A 19,284-nucleotide genomic window follows, 5' to 3' on the forward strand; every position below is an offset into this window, starting at 1 on the left:
GGGAGAGATGAGCGAAAATGAACCGCCCCGCTCAAAAGAATGTATTGTGGCATATTTAGATTTGCTCGGCGTCAAAGAAAAAATTCTCAATGATGATGATAGTGAAACAAATCTTGCAATAATAAGAAAATTGTATAATGAGGTTATCGCTCTCCAAAACGAAAAAAACCCGACTCTCAAGATATTTCAGACATGCAAATTCAAAATATTCTCAGACAATATCGTGTTTATACAGGAACTATCTAATGATCCCAATGATTCAATAGACGCTATTGAGGGATTATTTCGAATATTTGGAGTTGTTGCTGATTTCCAGTATTGTGCATTTTTAAATTACCGTTGGTTATTACGCGGAGGGATTGTTCAGGGTCCACTCTATTCGGATGAGGATATCGTTTGGGGTAAGGCTCTTGTAGCCTCGCATTATTTGGAAGATAAACTTGCAATATTTCCAAGGGTAATTATTGATGAGCAATTACATCAGCTAATATTGAAATCTGAATCTCACATTAAGGATATCAGGATAAAGATCGATTCTGATGGTTATTCTTATGTTGATTATTTAAATTTCATGTTTATTGATGGACTAAACCCATATCAGTTGACTCCATTTCTGACTATGGAGTTCCCCAAAATACAAAATACTTTCATAGATATGCTTTCAAAAGTACCAACAGATGCAAAACCAGAATCTAAAAGTATTCGTGCGAAATACAGGTGGCAAATTAATTATTATAATGGGGCATGCAAAGAGACTGGTTTTGAGGAATATTGTGTCGATCCCGGGTTAATTTTGTCTTATGAGGAGGGCATATCAGAATGAATTCTATTCCAACTGGATGGACTAAAAACAGAATGAAATACTGTGTTACTCTTAATCCTAGTTATTCCAAAAATCTGAATGATTCGGATTCAATATCATTCATTCCCATGGAATGTTTAACAAATGGCTCCATCTGTCCTAAAACAGATGTTGTTGGAAGAGTTAAGACAGGGTATACATTTTTTGCTGATGGGGATATTATTATGGCAAAAGTCACCCCTTGTTTTGAAAACGGAAACATAGCCATAGTACATAATCTCTTGAATGGAGTTGGGTTTGGAACATCCGAATTGTATGTTTTCCGATCTAAAACAATAGATACTGTATATCTTTTCTATTATTTACAAAATGATCAGTTCAAACAACTCTGTATAGGTACGATGTATGGAACCGGCGGTTTGAAACGAGTTTCATTAGATTTCATTCGCAATTATACATTTTATGTACCACCATTCGCAAAACAACAACAGATCGCCTCTTTCCTCGACACAAAATGCTCCTTGATCGATTCCACCATCGAAAAAGAACGCGAGGTCATTGAGAAGCTGAAGGAATACCGGCAGGCGGTCATCACCGAGGCGGTGACCAAAGGGATCCGTCCCGGTGTTTTGATGAAGGACAGCGGGGTCGAGTGGATCGGGGAGATCCCGGAAGGGTGGGATGTATTCCGGGTAAAATATCTATTGACTGAGTGTGAAGAGCGATCATTAAACGGCACCGAAGAACCTCTCTCCATGAGTCAAAAATATGGTATAATTAAATCGTCTGATCTGGATATTCCAAATCCTGCATCATCCTATGTTGGAGGTAAATTGGTTTTTGAAGAGGATCTTGTCTTCAATAAACTCAAAGCTCATTTAGGCGTCTTTTCCCTGTCTAAATATATGGGTGTAGTCAGCCCGGATTATGCTGTATATCATGGAATAAATGATACAAATGCCAAGTTTCTCGAATACTTGTTTAAGACAGGAAAATGTATTTGTGAATTTAAAAAATATATCCGTGGTGTTGGGGCTGGCTTAAGTCGATTATATACTTCTGACCTCTTTAATATCAAAGTTGCAATTCCTCTGTGTGATGAACAACAATTAATTGTTGAATTTCTTAACTCAAAATGCTCTGATATCGACGCGACCATCCAAAAACGGGAGCTTGCTATCGAAAAGCTGACCGCGTATAAACAGAGCCTCATCTACGAGTGCGTCACCGGAAAGAAGGAAGTTTTAGCGTGAGTGAAGAGGAAGAAAAGCAGTTAGCTTATCAAAATAATGAGGAGGTGCAAAACAGGTTGATGGATTTATATAATCAAATAAGTGAGTGTAATTGGGCAAAAACTCAATACGAACTTCGCAATCTGAAAAACACCCTGTATATTTTTGAAGAAAATTACAAAGAACTGGTTAACCATTTTAAATCTTTTCAATACCAAGGCAAAATAGACCTCAGGCCTAATCTATCTCAAGATGAATATGAAAATATCCAGCTCAAATCCGCACGATATCTTTACAACTATTTGTCTGCTGCAAGAACTTTGCATTATCATACTAAAATATTCATGAATAAATATAAGAACACCTCATTTGATGAAGCTGCCATGAAAAAAGTCTCATCACTTTTCCCGGATGAATTAAACAAATTCCTTCCAGAGTTAAGAAATTACATGGTTCACCAAGGCCTCTATCATCATTGTCTCCTGACAGACATCACCAAACAACCAAGAGAAATAAGGATGGTTTTTAATAAAAATGAATTATTGGAGTCTAAAAAGTGGTCTGAGGATAGTCGAAAATATATACTTTCTTGGGACGGAGATTTTGAGCTGGAACTATTTTGTGAGGACTATCATGAGAAAGCGACCGAATATTATACTTGGTTCTTCTCCGCTCTAATGGAATATCATGATAAGGATTTGAAAGAATATGAGAAATTAAATAATGAATATAAACTGACTGCATCTAAATATAATAGGAAACGTCAATAACATCTTCATCAAAAAAAAGTAGATTTATATTTATTTTGTGTGGGAGTTATTACAAGCGGTTAGTTCCTGATGTATATCTCAGAACAACACGAAATCGCTTTTTTTTCTTTTTTACTGATCGCTCACTCTCGGGGGGATTTCTTTGGAAGAAGTCGGGAGATTCTTTTTTTCTCTTTTTTTAGAGCATTCGCTTTCGTGCACGGGATTCCTCGGAACTATGAGATATCCCACCGCGAATAATCGCGAATAAACGCGAATCGCATTTTTCCTGTTCCGCCCTCTTGACCTTCGGTCGCGTCACTACGCTCCGCCTAATCGGCTCCGCGTGGTCGTGACGGCGGAACGAAAAATGCTGGAAAACCCGCGTCGCGGGTTTTCTTTAAAGAAGTTCAAATCCTTGTAATAAAAAACATATCTGTATTTAATCGGGAGAAAACCCGCGACGCGGGTTTTCCAGCATTTGTCCAAGAGCCAAGGCTCTTGAGACGTCTCACGAGCTTACAGCTCGTGGACTTTCCACGCTGGCGTTCCGGCCACGCGGAGCCGATGAGGCGCAGCGTAGGAACGCGGCCGAGGAGTGAAACGACGAGGACAAGAAGACAGCGTAAGGAAAATGCGATTCGCGTAGGCGTGCAAACCTTCGGTTTGCGTGCCGCCTCAAACGGACTATGTCCGTTTGGGCTTATTCGCGATTATTCGCGGTGGGCTATCTCATGTTTCCACACCCTGCCGTACCCTTCCCGAATCTAACTCCCCCTCCCCCTCACTCATTTTTTTGCATCGTAAAACCCCATCCTCTCTCAGTGAGAAGCCAACTCACACAGCCAAGGGGGGGCATTATCGCACCGCGCGGTCAGGGGTTTATATAATTCAGCATCGAATCAGAATAGTGAGGGCAGAAGAGGTAATCTTCATCTCTCTGTCCGATCGGTCTGCAGCGGGTTTTTTGCGTTTTCCCGTTCAGATCGACAATACTCTGTCGTTAGAACTCAACTTTCACCCGGATGGTGCCGCCCCTTCCATATTCTCGCGGGAAGGGGCTTCTTTTTTTCCTGGATTTTCACCGCTTCACACGGAGAGCGAAGCGGAGCTTTCCGAATAAGTGAGTGAAGCGAAACGAAGAGCAAATCTCTGATTTGCGATTCCCGATTCGTTCTTTTGCATGTATCCACACCCCCCAATCTATTCATACCTGATTCTCTCCGGGTATGCAGATCCGCACCCCCCTCCCCCTCATAAACCCGGCAGAAGAATTCAGAAAAACCATAATTATCACCCAGATTCAGAAAAAACCTCCATATAACTCTTCATCATCAAGGTATGTAACACAAACCATAAAACACGAAAAACTGCATACCTTCAATCAGGTATGTAACAAATACTATAATCACCACAAAGTTACATACTTAATATATTGCAGCACCCATGGATCTAAACCTAAGAATAGAAAAACGCCCCTCGGCATCAGGAGACAAATATTATCTCGTCAGAGATATCCGTGTCGGGAAAAAGGGAACAAAAGTCTCCCGTCTCATCAAAACAGGTTCACCTCCAACACCTGAAGAAGAATATGCAGCCAAAGAAACCCACGGACCCGATATACTGGAACAGGCTGTAAACAAATACGGAGAACTCAGATCAGAAACTCTCAAATATGCATACATCCCAAAATCCATCGGCCGTGAAATAGAAAAGATCCGCTATATCCACAAAATATTACAGGACACCCTCACCTCTCACGAACTCGAAGAATACGAAAAAAACTGCGAATACCAGTACGTCCACGGAACCACCTCCATCGAAGGAAACACCCTTGACCTTCGTGAGACAAAACAACTCCTAAACGACAACATCGCTCCCGACAACAAACTCCTGCGTGAAATCAACGAAGTCCAGAACTTTAGACTCGTCAAAAAATACCGTGACTCCTCCAAAAAACCCGTCACCATTGAATTCATCCTGAAAATCCACCAGCTCATCATGACCAACATCGACATAGAAATGGCAGGCGTATTCCGCCGATCGAACGCCATTGGCATCGTCGGATATGACGGGCTGCTCCCTCCGGCAGACATCATCGAAGAAAGCCTCCAGGGAATCATCGACGAATACTACCGGAAAGTATCAGAAGGATACTGCCCCTTCGAACAGGCAGTACTCTTCCACCACAGATTTGAATGCATTCACCCGTTCAATGATGGAAACGGAAGAACCGGGAGGGAGATCTTCAACTACCTCCTTATCAGAGACAAATTCCCCAGAATGTTCTTCATCGCAGAAAACTTCCGCAAACAATACCTTGCTGCACTCAACAGAGGGGACAAAGAAGATTATGCGGGCATGATCGCACTCTTCGCCTCTATGATCATAAAACAACATAACAACGTCATGGAAAGATTAATGGAACAAAACCCCAAAAAACCACAATAATTTATTACCTCATCGTATTCCATATACTATTCAGTGACAAAACCCCATGCCGGACCCGATATTAAACGAAAAACAACTCGAAGAAGATATTGAAACCTACCTCACCGAACATGGGGGATACGAACACGGCGACCCCAAACGATTCGACAGGAACCTCGCCCTCGACAAACAGACCCTCCTCACCTTCATACAAACCACCCAGCCCAAAACCTGGGAAAAATACACCACCATATACGGCGAAAAAAGCGAAACCCAATTCATCCGGCGGGTCACCGAAGAAATCAACCGGCAAGGCCTTCTCAAGATCCTCAGAACCGAAATCGCCGACCGGGGACTCCGGTTCAAACTCATCTACTGGAAACCTGAAACCTCCATAAACAAAGAAACCTCTGCCCTCTACGAGCAAAACATTCTCCACTGTACCCGGCAGCTTCACTACTCCCCCTCATCAGAAAACAGTGTCGACATCGTCCTCTTCATAAACGGCATACCCTTAATCTCCCTCGAACTCAAAAACCAGTTCACCGGTCAAAACGTCACCAACGCAATAAGCCAGTACAAATTCGACCGAAGCGGCCGCGACCCCATCTTCGAATTCAAAAACCGGATCCTCGTCCACTTCGCCGTCGACCTCTACGAAGTCTGGATGACCACCCGCCTTGCAGGCACCCGGACCCGGTTCCTCCCCTTCAACCAGGGATCAAACGGCCCGGGCGTCACCGGCGGAAAAGGTAACCCTGCCTCCCCTGATGGAAGCTACCCCTCATCCTACCTCTGGAAAGAGATCCTCCAAAAAGACACCCTCCTTGAACTCCTCCACAAATACCTCCACATCGCAAAAGACGACAAAACCGGCAGAGAAGCCCTCATCTTCCCCAGATACCACCAGCTCGACGTCGTCACAAAAATCCTCAGAAACGTCAAAACAAACGGATCCGGCAAAAACTACCTCATTCAGCACAGTGCAGGATCCGGCAAGTCCAACTCCATCGCCTGGCTCGCTCACCGGCTCATGGGACTCCATGACGATACAAACACCAAAATATTCCAGTCCGTCATCGTCGTAACCGACCGAAAAGTCCTCGACTCCCAGCTCCAGGAAACCATCTACCAGTTTGACCACGTCCCGGGCGTCGTCATAAAAATCGACAAAAACTCCTCCCAGCTCAAAGACGCCATCAATGCAGGGGTCCCCATCATCATCACCACCCTCCAGAAATTCCCCGTCATCTACGAAGAGATCGAAAGCAAAAACCGGAATTTTGCTGTCATCGTAGACGAAGCACACTCATCGCAGACCGGCGAATCCGCCAAAAAACTCAAAAAAGCCCTGGCAGAAACCGAAGACCTCGAAGAATACGCCAGAGTTGAAAACGCCGAAGAAGACCAGAGACCCGACGGAGAAGACAAACTCAACGAAGAACTCAGAACCCACGGTCAACACAAAAACCTCAGCTTCTTCGCCTTCACTGCGACCCCGAAACACACCACCCTCCAGGTCTTCGGCGAAAAACAGCCCGATGGAAGCTACCTTCCGTTCCACATCTACTCAATGCGGCAGGCGATCGAAGAAGGCTTCATCCTCGACGTCCTCAAAAACTACACCACCTACCGGATGTATTACAAAATCATCAAATCCATCCCTGACGACCCTGAACTGGAAACCACCGCAGGCGTACGTGCCGTCAAAAAATACGAAAGCCTGCACCCTCACAACCTTGCACAGAAAACCGCCGTCATCGTAGAACATTTCAGAAACCAGACCAAAAACCAGATCGGCGGAAAAGCCAAGGCAATGCTCGTAACCTCCTCCAGACTGCACGCCGTTCGCTATCTCTTCGAGTTCAGACGCTACATAAAAGATCAAAAATACGACGACATCGACGTCCTCGTCGCATTCTCCGGAGAAATCAATGACGAAGGGGAAAGCTGGACAGAAGAGAAGATCAACAAAACACAAGACGGCGAGACCATCAAAGAAAAACAGCTCCCAAAAGAGTTCCATGACAACTTCAACTTCCTCATCGTCGCAGAAAAATACCAGACAGGATTCGACGAACCCTACCTTCACACAATGTTCGTCGACAAAAAACTCTCCGGCATAAAAGCCGTCCAAACCCTCTCCCGGCTCAACAGGACCATGGAAGGAAAAGAGGAGACCTTCGTCCTTGACTTCGTAAACACCGCCGAGGAGATCCGGGACTCCTTCCAAACCTACTACGAAACCACCAGGCTTGAGGAAGAAACCGATCCCAACATCCTCTATGGTCTCAAATCCGACCTCGACGCCTACCAAATCTATACCTATCCCGAAGTCGAAGCATTCGCAGCGAAATTCTTCAAATCCTCAGAAAACCAGGAAAAGGAACTTCTTGGAAAATTATCCGGCTACCTCAAACCCGCACTCGACAGATACGCGGCAAAACCCGAAGAAGAACGCGACACCTTCAAATCGATTCTGGCAAGGTACATCAGGACCTACGGATTCATAACCCAGATCCACCGGATGTATGACAAAGACCTGGAAAGATTCTACCTGTTTGCGAAGTTCCTGAACAAAGTCCTTCCCAAAGGGAAACAGATCGTCATCGAGATAGATGACAAGATCCTGATGGAATACTACCGGCTCGAAAAAACCTATAACGGTTCGCTGGTTCTGGAACCGGGCGTGGAGATAACGCTTAAACCGACCACCGGCTTTACCGGGAAAAAGGAAGAGCTGAAAGATACTCTCACTGAGATCATCAGGAAGATCAACGAGAAGTACGGCACGGAGTTCACGAATCAGGATGTAGTTGCGAGACAGCTCAGAGACATGATGATCGATGACTCCCATCTGGAATTTTTTGCACAACACGATTCTGAAGATATGTTTGCCACAAAGTTTAACAAAGACTTTGAGACGAAACTGGTCAATCTGTATCTCCTGAATGACCAGTTCATGGGACTTATCATGCATGATGAAGCAGCAAAGAAGCTCCTTCGTGATGAACTGCGGCATGAGGTCTATCGGTATTTCAGAAAGGCAGGAGAAGCCGGGGTGTTGTGAGAGAGGTATATGCAGGGGGATATGTTGCGTGTGAAATATGGGGGCCACAGAAAATAGGATACCCCACCGCGGGCCTTCCCTTGCCGGATCGCACGTCTATCGACTTGGTCGCAAATCAAAGATTTGCTCAGCTAAGGGACCTAAAGGTCCCCGCCTCGGCTGAGGTCGTCGACTTCGTCGCCGACCCGCAGTCACTCCCCGCACCCCCGAATTAGATAATATATCTATCTCAGACCTCTTCCGAGATATCCTCGTTCCAGACAGCCGGATTCTCTTCGATATAACTCTTCATCATCAAAATCAGCTCCGGATCATTCAGGATCGTCACCTTGACCCCGCGTGAACGCAGAAACGCGGGTTCTCCCGGATAATTGACATCCTCACCCACAACGACCTCCGGGATCTTATACAGCAGGATAGCGCCGGAACACATTATGCATGGTGAGAGGGTGGTGTACAGCGTGCATTCTTTGTAGAAAGACGCGGGATGCCGGCCCGAATTCGAAAGAGCATCCATCTCTCCGTGCAGGATCGGATTGCCCAACTGGACCCGCCGGTTATGTCCCCGCCCGACGATCTCTCCGTTTCGAACGATAACGGCCCCTATCGGGATCCCTCCTTCGCTTCGTCCGAGAAGTGCTTCCTCATATGCGGCCAGCATATACTGATCCATTGATTTCGTCATGATGGTTCCCTGAATTATATATGCAGAGATGGGAACACAAGAGTGATAATTGTTCGTTTTGTGATGAGGATATCTGAACCGGGACGAACCAACTATCATAAGCGCGGATGGGACAAGTGCACAAAAGATACGTAAACAAAACACGGGGACGTTATCGCCCGCATTCCTGGAGAGAGAAAAATAGAGATGAGGATGAGGATGATTTGTTGAGTGTATAAAGTAGAGAAAATGCACCAGGTAGATGAGGTATAGATAATATACGAGTTCTATTAATAATCAGTATGATACTAAACCAAAAATCTATAGAGGTGTCTTCAGACACTTTTCAACAGCTAAACAAGTATAAACTCTCCATCAATGTGGTTTCTGGGCGTACTATGAGTTTGGAGAACGCCATTTTGGATTTGCTGGACATAGCGCATTCGAAAGAGTATATGTGTGTTATCCCGCGTGACGCCACGACGATATACGGTCTCGGTCGAACGGGTAACGAAGCTAAACGTGCCGCCTACAAATATCTGGGCGAGAATCGACCTGGCGACGCCCTCGCTGATTGTCTTGTTCTTGAATGTACCCCCGAAGTATTTGCGTATGTTAACCAGCACGGGGGAATCCCTATCGACAGGGACTATTTCAGCATTACCCAACGTCAAAATAAAGCCCGGATCGTTACTCTTACCCGCATTCGTTCAGTAGAAGAGTGAAATTATTCTTCTCTCTTTTAGACCTCGTTAACGCCTCGAGGATCTTGTACAGCAGGATCGGATTGCCCAACTGGACCCGCCGGTTATGTCCCCGCCCGACAATTTCTCCGTTTCGAACGAGAACGGCGCCGATCGGAATGCCCCCTTCGCTTCGTCCGGCAAGCGCCTCTTCATATGCGGCCCGCATATACGGGTCCATAGATTCCGTCATGATGATCCCTTATCTCTGTATGCAAAAATAGACCTGCAGAAATGATAAACATACGTTTTTCGGTGGGACCAAAACCCAACCAACCCCTGAAATACCCATCTCACCCGGCTTTCCTGTACCGAAATAAATATGCCTTTAAAAACCAAAATACATAAGAATATTTAGATCTGACCGTATCGGGAAAAAACCCGGCAGACACATATCTGAATGCCGTAAATAGAGTTGGAAAATACAAGGAAAAGGAAGTAATACATGAAAGTTATTTACAGCGATGGAACAATCGGCGAGTGCCCAAAAGAAGAAGAACTGCAGGTCATACGTCACACTGCAGCTCATGTATTGGCTCAGGCGGTCAAACGCCTGTACCCTCAGGCAGCTTTTGCCTACGGGCCTGCGACCGAGAAGGGTTTCTATTATGATGTTGACCTCGGAGACACAAAACTTTCAGACAGCGATCTTGCCGCGATCGAACAGGAGATGCGGGAGATCATCAAGGCCAACCTGCAGATAAAACCGTCCATTCTCCCGCGTGCTGAAGCATTGAAGCTGATGGAAGAGCGAAACGAGCCGTACAAGATCGAGCATATCGCCGATCTGGACGAAAACGTGCCGCTGTGTTTCTACGAGCAGGGCGAATACATCGATATGTGCACCGGTCCGCACCTTACCTACACCAAGACCCTCAAAGCCTTCAAACTCACCGGACTGTCCGGCGCATACTGGAAAAACGACAGCAAAAACAAAATGCTGACGAGGATCAACGGGACCGCGTTTTCGACCGGAAAAGAGCTTGAGGATTTCCTCAAACTCCAGGAAGAAGCGGAACGCCGCGATCACCGCAAGATCGGGAAAGAAATGAAGCTCTTCATGTTCTCCGACGAGGGTCCGGGATTCCCGTTTTTCCTGCCGAACGGCATGATCGTGAGGAATGCTCTGCTCAATTACTGGCGTGAACTTCATGCAGAGAACGGGTATCAGGAGATCTCGACACCTCTGATCATGAACCGCTGTCTTTGGGAAACCAGCGGTCACTGGGATCACTACAAGGACAATATGTATGGAACAAAGATCGATGACGAGGATTACTGCATTAAACCGATGAACTGCCCGGGAGGCGTGATGGTCTACGCAAACGAGCCGCACAGCTATCGGGAACTTCCGATGCGTCTTGCTGAACTCGGTCTAGTACACCGCCACGAGCTGAGAGGCACCCTTCAAGGCCTGTTCCGTGTCCGCTGTTTCACGCAGGACGATGCACATATCTTCATGAGAAAGAACCAGATCGCAGATGAGATCGCAGGCGTTGTCCGGCTCATCAACGAGGTCTACACCAAGTTCGGCTTCGAGTATTTCCTGGAACTCTCCACCCGCCCGGAAAACAGTATGGGCAGCGATGAGGACTGGGAAGCGGCTACCAACGGTCTGAAGGATGCGCTTGATCAGCTGAAGCTCCCTTACACGATCAACGAAGGGGACGGAGCATTCTACGGCCCGAAGATCGATTTCCACTTAAAGGACTGTCTCGGCCGAACCTGGCAGTGCGGCACGATCCAGCTCGATTTCCAGATGCCGATCAACTTCGATCTTTCCTATGTGGATGAGAATGATGAGAAACAGCGGCCGATCATGATCCACCGGGTCTGCTTTGGTTCGATCGAGCGGTTTATCGGCATCCTGACCGAGCATTTCGCCGGCAGGTTCCCGGTCTGGCTCGCACCGATGCAGGCAAAGATCCTTCTCGTGACAAAGAAGAGCGAGAGTTATGCAGAAGAGATCTATGCGATGCTGAAAGATGCAAAAATTCGCTGCGAGCTTGACAACCGCAATGAGAAGATCGGGTATATGATCAGGCAGGCGAATTACACCGAGCGTGTCGCGTACATGATCATTATCGGCGAGAAGGAGCTGGAGGAGCACACCTTGTCGATCCGTACCCGCGACGGTAAGACTGTCACGATGACGCCGGATGAGTTCCTGACGAAGATCAAATACGATATCGAAAACAGAGTCTGATTTTTTGACGGGGCGGGGAATAACCCCGTTTTATTTTGTATCGATGTGATGTGGATATTTCCAAATCACAAAGATTTGGGACAAAACCGAATCCTGTCCTTATCTGTGGGAATACCATTACATACAGATTTCCACTCGCCGTTTTTGCAGACTTCATATTTTTCAAAAGCGCATGGGAGTCCGTTTGCCGTAGTTATGTCACTGCTGTCCATAAGCTGAAAATGCAGATGCGGAGCAAAAGAATTGCCGGAATGACCCACTCTCCCGATCATCTCACCCTTTTTAATTCTCTGTCCAACGGTCACCTGAACCGACCCTTTCTGCAGATGGACGAGCGCGGCATATACATTTTCGCCGCATTCCATAACGATGTAGTTGCCAGCAATCACTTGTGCGTCGTCTTTTTCCGGATCGAAGTGATGCGCATTTTTATAAGCGTTGGACATGTCAGAAATCAAATTCGTCCGTGCCCGTTCTTCATAGCCATCCTGTGCCTGGACAACGATCCCGTCACACGGTGCATACACTTCCCGGCCCCAGCAGTAATATTCCATTAAAGGAACTCCGAATAATAGATAGTGCGGCAAACTCACGCGATAGGCAGGCCAGCCCTTTCTTGTCCAATCCACTTGAATAAAGTCATAAGCATATCTTGTTCCGAACCGATTTGTGCCGTGACTCGGAATTTTTTTCCCGGGGGTGGTAGGAGAGAGCCATTCTCCCCTCAAAGGAAACTCTACTATTATCGGCTCAGGTTCTTTACTCATCTGATACCTCCTTTCATTTTTTCACCACCAATAATGTTGATTGTTCGCTATCCATCATCGTTTATCTTGCGGTAGGATTTCGACCAACCCCATCACGCGGATGCGTTCATACCAGCGTTCTTTTTTTTTTGGAGGGAACACAGAAAAACAGCATAGCCAGCTCATTTCTGCATCAGAAAACGAATATGAAACAGCATCAATTCAATTGATCGTACGTTTGCAAAAAAAAGGACAATGTGATGCCTTCAGCCGGAATTGAACCGGCGACAACTAGATCTTCAGTCTAGCGCTCTCCCGACTGAGCTATAAAGGCTCTTGCGTAACTAATGTTAGTATAATAACTATTTATAATAATCTGATTGCATCTCTCAAACATCTTATACATTCCAAAAACGAATTACTACACAATGGTCAAGAGCAATAATACAAAAAACGGGTCCAATAAGCAGACCCTCCAGGAAAAAATCGTTGGACGAACCACAAATATCGTCCACCTGACCCACAACGACTTAGACGCCGCAGGATCGGACGCAGTCTGCCGGATGACATTCGGGAACGAGATCCTCACCCTCTTCTCCTCAGTTGGAAAATTCACCTGGTTCACAGCGCAGGTCAGCGGATGCAACGGAAAAGGAGATACCCTCATCATCAGTGATCTGGGCTATCAGAACGGGATCGAAGACCAGATACGAAAAGCCCACGCTGCAGGATGGGTCATTCAGTGGTACGATCACCACAAATGGACCGATGCAGAAAAACACAAGGTCACGCCGTTTGTCCAGACCCTTATCGTGGACACAACGAAATGCGCCACAGGCGTTGTGGCCTCGGTGCTTGCCAAAGATAACCAAAGCGCACGCGAAGTCGCCAGCGTCGTCTGCGATTACGATCTCTGGAAACACCAGGACCCAAGATCCGCAAAACTCGGCATCGTCACCTCCAAACAGGAAAACCTCAGACTCATCAGGGACAAACTTACCCAAGGCATCATCATCGACGACGAGATCTCCAGCATCTTTGAAAAAATCGAGCATGACAAGAACAAATGCATGAAAAAAAGTATCAGGGCTGCGAAAATCTTCCGGGGAAAATACACCATCGCCGTCATGCCGGCCTACGGCTACCCGAGCGAAACCTCAGCAGAAGCACGCAGACAACTTGGGACCGACATGGAACTCCTTGTCTTTGACAATGGAAAGTTCTCCCTCCGCAGTGTTCCGGAGATCAGCCACCTTATCGCCAAACAGTTCGGCGGCGGAGGCCACCCGAATGCATCTGGGGGGAGCTTCAACTATACCTGGAAGGAGAAGTGGATGCTCAAACTCTTCAGGAAAGTATCCCGGGCAGACAGCTTCATAACTGCCGCGCAGAACCTCTGACCACACACTTTTTTTATTACCCGTCCAATACTAGGTTATGACCAACCTGGCCGAAAGCATCAGAATAGATTATGGGACCTGTACGACCTGCGGAGCGTGCGTCAATGTTTGTCCGAGCAATATCATCCAGCGCGATGCAGACGCCTCACCAGTCGTTCATCCAGGCTTTGGCTGTATTTCCTGCGGACACTGCATTGCGATCTGTCCAAGCGGCGCCATGAGTCTGGAAGCAGAGACCGAACCGGCAGGGATCGCAGACCCGGCGATCCTGGCACGCCATCTCAAGACCCGCCGGTCGATCCGTGTCTGGAAAGACATCACCGTAACCAACGAAGAATGCGAAGAACTCATCAGAATAACCGGCCATGCGCCATCCGGGTGTAATATTCACCCGGTCAAATGGGTCGTCGTAAACGATCCGGCAAAAGTGAAGGCGTTCGTCGCAGCCTCAGCTGAACTCCTGAGAGCGGTCCCAACGGAGAATCGCATGTACAGTCTTGCTGCAGGACTTCTGAGAAAACTGGACGCAGGCGATGATGTGCTCTGCAGAAACGCCCCGGCACTTCTTATAGCGGTCGCGAATCCCAACGAAGACTTAGGTCTTGTGGACAGTATAATCTCCCTCACCTATGCAGACATCTACGCCCCGTCGATCGGGCTTGGGACCTGCTGGGCCGGATTTGTGATGATCCTTCTCGGCGTGTTCCCCTCACTTCAAAAAATCCTTGGCATCCCGGACGGATACAAAGCGCAGTATGCTCTCCTTGCAGGTCATCCAAAATACACATTCAAAAGTATTCCGCCAAGAGATATGCCCGAGATCTTCTGGACATAAAAAAAAGATTAGAGAGAGAGAAGTAAACGGGGCAGCTCAAGAGCGAGCCACGGATTTGCCTTGAATATCGCAATAACAAGTGATTTTACCGTGATCTCATCAAGGGAGAGATCGGTCATCGAATGGACGATGGAGTTCAGTTTGGCATCATCCATTTTGATAAAAGCCTCTTTTACCGCATAATTTCTTGCAAGTGAATGACCAAGAGGGCCGTCACGCCAGGTGTTATCATAGACCATCAATGCCTTCTTGGATGTATCACCTTTTTTCAGTGCCGCGGCAGCAACATCTCCCGCAAGCTTTCCGGTGTACATGGCATTATAGATGCCCCCGCCGGTGATCGGATCGGAGAGACGGGCTGCATCACCAACGATGATAAGATTGTCGGCGACCGTGCAGTCCAGCGGTTTACAGCCAGAGACACCGCCAATAATAAGTTCGGTGATCTTGCCGTTCGGGAACTCGCGGGCAATAAACCGGTCGAGGTAATCCTTGGCACGGTGACCTTCACCGGATTTCGTACCGGCGATACCGATACCTATGTTCGCACACCGGTGACCTTTCGGGAAAACCCAGATGTATCCCCACGGGGCATCTGTATATGAGAAATAAAACAGATTTTCCCGCTCGTCAATATCGATATCGTTCACGATGTACTGGGCACAGGTCTCCAGCTCAGCCAGCGGAACGGTCGTATTGATACCCGCCCATTTGGTAAATTTCGACTCAACACCATCAGCCGCAATAACGACTTTGGCCCGGACCTCATACGTGTTTCCATGCTGGTGGATCACTGCGCCGGATACTTTGCCGTCAATCATGATCGGGGCTGAGGCACGTGCGTGAACCTGGATCTCAGCTCCGGCTTCAGCAGCCTGCCAGATCAGTTCACGGTCGAAGACCTTTCTGTCGAGAACGTACCCTACTTTACCCCCGGAATGACTATCACCTATGGTGAACTTCGTCCCATCAGGTCCGACCAAAACTGCTTTGTCAAGATCGGCAGAGATCCACTTCGGATCAGGTTCGATAAACTCAGCCAGTGCTTCCTTCCCGATACCCTCCGCACAGCGGACGGGTGCCCCGATTGCCGGACGTTTCTCGACGAGGAGAACTGACAAGCCCTGCTCAGCGGCAGTTTTTGCAGCCAGAGCTCCTCCCGGACCTCCGCCGACAACCAAAACATCGTATGCTTCCTTCATTGTTCCTCCATCTTGATTGCACCAAGCGGGCAAACAGTATAACAAATCTTACATTTGCTTTTACAGAGGGTCTCATCAACAGTCAGATAGGCATCGATGAGTTCGAGGGCCCCTCTCGGACATACGGAGACACACGCACCGCAGTACCCGCAGACATCTCGTCGAATATGAATCATCGTCTTAATAATTTGTTTCAGGCGCTTAATAGTTTGCTCTGCGGGAGCCTTATATTGTCAGACAAACAACATGGTTGTATGGATGCGGAAGATAATACAAAACCGGGTCTGATGTATGTTATCCTGATGATCGTTGCGATCGGCTGTGTGATTTACGGCATCTACGGATGGGTCACCGGTCAGTGGTAAAAAAAAAGGAAAATTTTATTTTTTGGAGCCGGGCGCGGCGGTGACCTGCAGAAGGGCATCGGCAAGCTCCTCCAGTCTTTCAGCCGGGAAACCTGCAACCATCTCCTCGTCGGCGATGCCGGAAAACTTTCGGGAACCATCACACCCAAGCGAGAAGTTCGGCTCTCCGTTCAGCAAAACATAGGCTGTTGCATCCGAACAGATGGACTGAATACCGGAAAACTCTGGATAGATCCGCCCGCCAAGTCTGAAAAGCGTGGACTGGGCAAGCTTCAACATCGAGAAGGGCTTCGCAAAGATGATGACAACATCAGGAACGAACGTCGCTTTTTCTAAGGGAGCATAAACGGTAGCATAGGTGTCCTGCGGAAGAGCAGGGACATTGTACACGGTTCTTTTGCTTGCGCCAAGCGAGCTGTACTTTCCCAGTTTAAGATAATGTTCGCCCGACTCCATCGACTCGCCAATTTCACGCAGACCGAGGACCCACGCGCCGCCGCCGCACTGATGCTTGGAATCAGGGGCGTAGAAGACCTTTCCTTCACGAGCGAGCGAGACCATCCGGCAATGACGAACGGTCTCCTCGATCTCCGGGACACCTGCGGGAAGTTTGTCCTCGGATAAGACTATTTTTACGGCGACCGGCGAACCGGTAAGGTGGAGAGCCTCCTTAAGGGTCGCGGAAATTTTTGCATAATCTGTCATAAAGTAGAATAGGTCATCCGATTATTTAAAAACGTTTATAGAAGACGTAATTTCTGCTCCACCTTATCGAAAAAGCCTCTCCCTACATCAACAAAGAGAGCCGGATCAGGAGATTTTCGAATGATCAGCGTGGCATTTTCCCCAATTTCATACTGATCCTGACCGTCGATCACAAGAAGTGCAGGCTTGACCGAAATGAGGCGAATCTCCACCTCGCTCTTCGAGTTGATCAGGTACGGACGTGATGACAGCATGTACGGTGCAAGAGGAACCAGAAGCATTGCCTCGATCGTCGAGTCAACAATAGGACCTCCCGCACTCATTGCATAGGCGGTAGAACCGGTCGGCGTTCCGATGATCAGACCGTCGGCACGGAATTCATCGATCTGCTTCCCGTTTACAAAGATCACAAACTTCAGGATCTTTGCCGGGCGCGAGGTAACGATGACCGCTTCATTGAGCGCTGAACCGACTGAAGTCCCATTGTATTCAATGGATATCCTCATACGCGGATCAAGCGGGAGCGGCAGGGAGAGAGACGTTAAGATCTCTTCAGCTTTGTCTCGTTCGATATCGGTCAGGAACCCGACCTGACCCTGATTGATCCCGACAACAGGAACCTGTTTTTCGAGCATCCTGACGGTCCTCAGCACACTTCCGTCTCCGCCGAGTATAATGACCAAATCAGCCGAGAAATCCTTCGAAAGAGATACCGGAGAATATCCTAGTTCAGCTGCGACCGACTGCTCATACACGACATCATGCCCCAGATCACGAAGCATCCATCCGAGTGACTGGGCAAGTTCGACCGGTTCTTTCAGATCGATCCGGGACACTATACATATCTTCATAGCAACCTCGTAATATCAGAGACTTTTTTATGGATCGCCGGAGTTGCGGCGAGAAGAGGGCGGCCTGAGCAGACATCATCCGGGAAAAACACCGGAGATCCATCAGGCAGAGTAACGATTCCCCCGGCCTCCTCACAGATGAGCATTCCCGCAGCCGCGTCGGTGATCCGGAGAGTGTTTCGAAGATCAAGGAACCCTTCGAGTCTTCCGCAGGCAACATAGCAGAGTTCTATCGCAGAAGCTCCAAGTTTTCTTCCCCGGCGGGCACGAAGCCCTCCCTCCAGAAGAGATATCATATCGGGGACGCGGGCATAGATGCTCATCGCAGCGGTGTTCATCTCAGTTTTTTTCGAAACGCGAATCGGTTTTCCGTTGAGAAATGCACCTTTCCCGCGGATCGCCGTGAAGGTTTCGCCGTTCGCGAGATTCCTGACATAGCCGGCAATCATCATCTCACCATCAGATAGTCCGATGGATAGCGCATAGAACGGAATACCCACACCTGCATTGAAGGAACCGTCGACCGGATCAAGGTAGGCGATCCCTGAATCGCCGCCGATATCCCGAACCATGCCTGCCTCTTCGGAAAGAAGGGACTTGCACACTTTGCGCGATCTGAACACCGCGAGAATGATATCCTCGGCGATTTTATCAAGACGTTCGGTCGGCGTATTATCCGCACCCATACATAGTTCTTCTGCACCATACTCTGTACCGATCAGAGGAGCTAACGCTTCCTCGACCATGGGAGCGACCATTTCACAAACAGAAAGAAACCCTGCAGAATCCATAATTGATAGTTCTATTGGCGGGATATCCACATGAATACTTGCCTGGGGCTGATTGCCGTAACACTCTTAAGCAATTACCCCCCATACTTAGAGAGATATATTATGAAGGAACAAACTGAAGTTGGAAAACTGAAAGAAGGTCGTTACGTTGTTGTTGAAGACGAGCCATGCAAGATCCAGAGCATCTCCATCTCCAAACCAGGAAAACACGGAGCAGCAAAAGCAAGATTAGACGTTGTTGGTCTCTTTGACGGACAGAAACGCTCGGTTGTTTCCCCAACATCCGCAACGGTCTATGCACCGATCGTTGAGAGAAAGACCGCACAGATCCTGACGATCGCAGGAAACGTTGTCACGTTCATGGATATGAAAGAATTCAATAACTTTGAACTCGTTGTGGAAGATGACCGTATTTTGGAAACCTTCAAGCCGGCTCAGGAAGTTCCTTACATCGAGTCACTCGGCAAGCGTAAGCTTGACCTCTAAGACTGCA

The 19,284-nt window shown here is 47.7% G+C and carries 18 protein-coding genes and 1 tRNA gene; 10 read left to right on the plus strand and 9 right to left on the minus strand.

Features of this window, described 5'->3' with window-relative positions; all coding sequences use genetic code 11:
* Nucleotides 1–7 precede the first annotated feature (7 nt).
* The 5 genes from Q7J08_RS00215 (at nucleotide 8) to Q7J08_RS00235 (ending at nucleotide 8,283) form a co-directional block, all read left to right on the plus strand.
* The gene (locus Q7J08_RS00215) at nucleotides 8–823 is read left to right on the plus strand and encodes a hypothetical protein (protein ID WP_304909687.1); all 816 of its coding nucleotides are present in this window, start codon (nucleotides 8–10) and stop codon (nucleotides 821–823) included.
* Nucleotides 824–855: 32 nt separating this feature from the next.
* Nucleotides 856–2,055: a restriction endonuclease subunit S gene (locus tag Q7J08_RS00220; RefSeq protein WP_304909709.1), complete on the plus strand. Its 1,200-nt coding sequence runs from the start codon at nucleotides 856–858 to the stop codon at nucleotides 2,053–2,055.
* A complete protein-coding gene (locus Q7J08_RS00225; RefSeq protein ID WP_304909688.1) occupies nucleotides 2,052–2,804 on the plus strand; it encodes a hypothetical protein in 753 nt (250 codons plus the stop codon). Before Q7J08_RS00220 ends, Q7J08_RS00225 begins: the two co-directional genes overlap by 4 nt.
* Before the next feature lie 1,425 nt (nucleotides 2,805–4,229).
* Complete coding sequence (locus tag Q7J08_RS00230; RefSeq protein WP_304909689.1) at nucleotides 4,230–5,234, plus strand: Fic family protein; 1,005 nt, start codon at nucleotides 4,230–4,232, stop codon at nucleotides 5,232–5,234.
* 46 nt (nucleotides 5,235–5,280) lie between these two features.
* Nucleotides 5,281–8,283: a type I restriction endonuclease subunit R gene (locus Q7J08_RS00235; RefSeq protein WP_304909690.1), complete on the plus strand. Its 3,003-nt coding sequence runs from the start codon at nucleotides 5,281–5,283 to the stop codon at nucleotides 8,281–8,283.
* A 229-nt stretch (nucleotides 8,284–8,512) separates the two neighbouring features.
* Here the strand turns inward: Q7J08_RS00235 and Q7J08_RS00240 are convergent, their stop codons facing one another.
* Nucleotides 8,513–8,968, minus strand: a complete 456-nt coding sequence (locus Q7J08_RS00240) for a nucleoside deaminase (RefSeq protein ID WP_304909691.1) — start codon at nucleotides 8,966–8,968, stop codon at nucleotides 8,513–8,515.
* 434 nt (nucleotides 8,969–9,402) lie between these two features.
* Between Q7J08_RS00240 and Q7J08_RS00245 the strand changes: the two genes are divergently transcribed.
* Nucleotides 9,403–9,672 carry a hypothetical protein gene (locus Q7J08_RS00245; protein WP_304909692.1) on the plus strand — a complete coding sequence of 90 codons (270 nt, stop codon included), beginning with the start codon at nucleotides 9,403–9,405 and terminating at the stop codon, nucleotides 9,670–9,672.
* Here Q7J08_RS00245 and Q7J08_RS00250 read toward each other — a convergent pair.
* Complete coding sequence (locus Q7J08_RS00250; protein ID WP_304909693.1) at nucleotides 9,644–9,883, minus strand: hypothetical protein; 240 nt, start codon at nucleotides 9,881–9,883, stop codon at nucleotides 9,644–9,646. The genes Q7J08_RS00245 and Q7J08_RS00250 overlap by 29 nt on opposite strands.
* A 252-nt stretch (nucleotides 9,884–10,135) precedes the next feature.
* On the opposite strand from Q7J08_RS00250, the gene thrS reads away from it, so the two are divergent.
* Nucleotides 10,136–11,896 (plus strand): threonine--tRNA ligase, encoded by a 1,761-nt coding sequence (thrS, locus tag Q7J08_RS00255; protein WP_304909694.1) that lies wholly within the window; start codon nucleotides 10,136–10,138, stop codon nucleotides 11,894–11,896.
* Between the two features lie 65 nt (nucleotides 11,897–11,961).
* Here the strand turns inward: thrS and Q7J08_RS00260 are convergent, their stop codons facing one another.
* The gene (locus tag Q7J08_RS00260; protein WP_304909695.1) at nucleotides 11,962–12,450 is read right to left on the minus strand and encodes a M23 family metallopeptidase; all 489 of its coding nucleotides are present in this window, start codon (nucleotides 12,448–12,450) and stop codon (nucleotides 11,962–11,964) included.
* A 453-nt stretch (nucleotides 12,451–12,903) separates the two neighbouring features.
* Nucleotides 12,904–12,976: transfer RNA gene (locus Q7J08_RS00265), tRNA-Phe, on the minus strand.
* Nucleotides 12,977–13,070: 94 nt separating this feature from the next.
* Here Q7J08_RS00265 and Q7J08_RS00270 point away from each other — a divergent pair.
* On the plus strand, nucleotides 13,071–14,042 hold the full coding sequence (locus tag Q7J08_RS00270) for a DHH family phosphoesterase (protein ID WP_304909696.1): 972 nt from the start codon (nucleotides 13,071–13,073) through the stop codon (nucleotides 14,040–14,042).
* 37 nt (nucleotides 14,043–14,079) lie between these two features.
* Nucleotides 14,080–14,877 carry a nitroreductase family protein gene (locus Q7J08_RS00275; RefSeq protein WP_304909697.1) on the plus strand — a complete coding sequence of 266 codons (798 nt, stop codon included), beginning with the start codon at nucleotides 14,080–14,082 and terminating at the stop codon, nucleotides 14,875–14,877.
* 8 nt (nucleotides 14,878–14,885) lie between these two features.
* Here Q7J08_RS00275 and Q7J08_RS00280 read toward each other — a convergent pair whose 3' ends face one another.
* The 5 genes from Q7J08_RS00280 to Q7J08_RS00300 form a co-directional block, all read right to left on the minus strand.
* The gene (locus tag Q7J08_RS00280; protein WP_304909698.1) at nucleotides 14,886–16,079 is read right to left on the minus strand and encodes an NAD(P)/FAD-dependent oxidoreductase; all 1,194 of its coding nucleotides are present in this window, start codon (nucleotides 16,077–16,079) and stop codon (nucleotides 14,886–14,888) included.
* Nucleotides 16,076–16,255: a 4Fe-4S binding protein gene (locus Q7J08_RS00285; protein WP_304909699.1), complete on the minus strand. Its 180-nt coding sequence runs from the start codon at nucleotides 16,253–16,255 to the stop codon at nucleotides 16,076–16,078. Before Q7J08_RS00285 ends, Q7J08_RS00280 begins: the two co-directional genes overlap by 4 nt.
* Nucleotides 16,256–16,459: 204 nt before the next feature.
* On the minus strand, nucleotides 16,460–17,149 hold the full coding sequence (locus Q7J08_RS00290) for a DUF169 domain-containing protein (RefSeq protein ID WP_304909700.1): 690 nt from the start codon (nucleotides 17,147–17,149) through the stop codon (nucleotides 16,460–16,462).
* Between the two features lie 35 nt (nucleotides 17,150–17,184).
* Nucleotides 17,185–18,000 (minus strand): NAD(+)/NADH kinase, encoded by an 816-nt coding sequence (locus Q7J08_RS00295; protein ID WP_304909701.1) that lies wholly within the window; start codon nucleotides 17,998–18,000, stop codon nucleotides 17,185–17,187.
* Nucleotides 17,997–18,791 carry a bifunctional fructose-bisphosphatase/inositol-phosphate phosphatase gene (locus Q7J08_RS00300; protein WP_304909702.1) on the minus strand — a complete coding sequence of 265 codons (795 nt, stop codon included), beginning with the start codon at nucleotides 18,789–18,791 and terminating at the stop codon, nucleotides 17,997–17,999. Before Q7J08_RS00300 ends, Q7J08_RS00295 begins: the two co-directional genes overlap by 4 nt.
* Nucleotides 18,792–18,893: 102 nt before the next feature.
* Between Q7J08_RS00300 and Q7J08_RS00305 the strand changes: the two genes are divergently transcribed.
* Complete coding sequence (locus Q7J08_RS00305; RefSeq protein WP_304909703.1) at nucleotides 18,894–19,277, plus strand: translation initiation factor IF-5A; 384 nt, start codon at nucleotides 18,894–18,896, stop codon at nucleotides 19,275–19,277.
* Nucleotides 19,278–19,284: the final 7 nt, after the last annotated feature.

The sequence above is a fragment of the Methanocorpusculum sp. genome (genome assembly GCF_030655665.1).
Taxonomy (GTDB): Archaea; Halobacteriota; Methanomicrobia; order Methanomicrobiales; family Methanocorpusculaceae; genus Methanocorpusculum.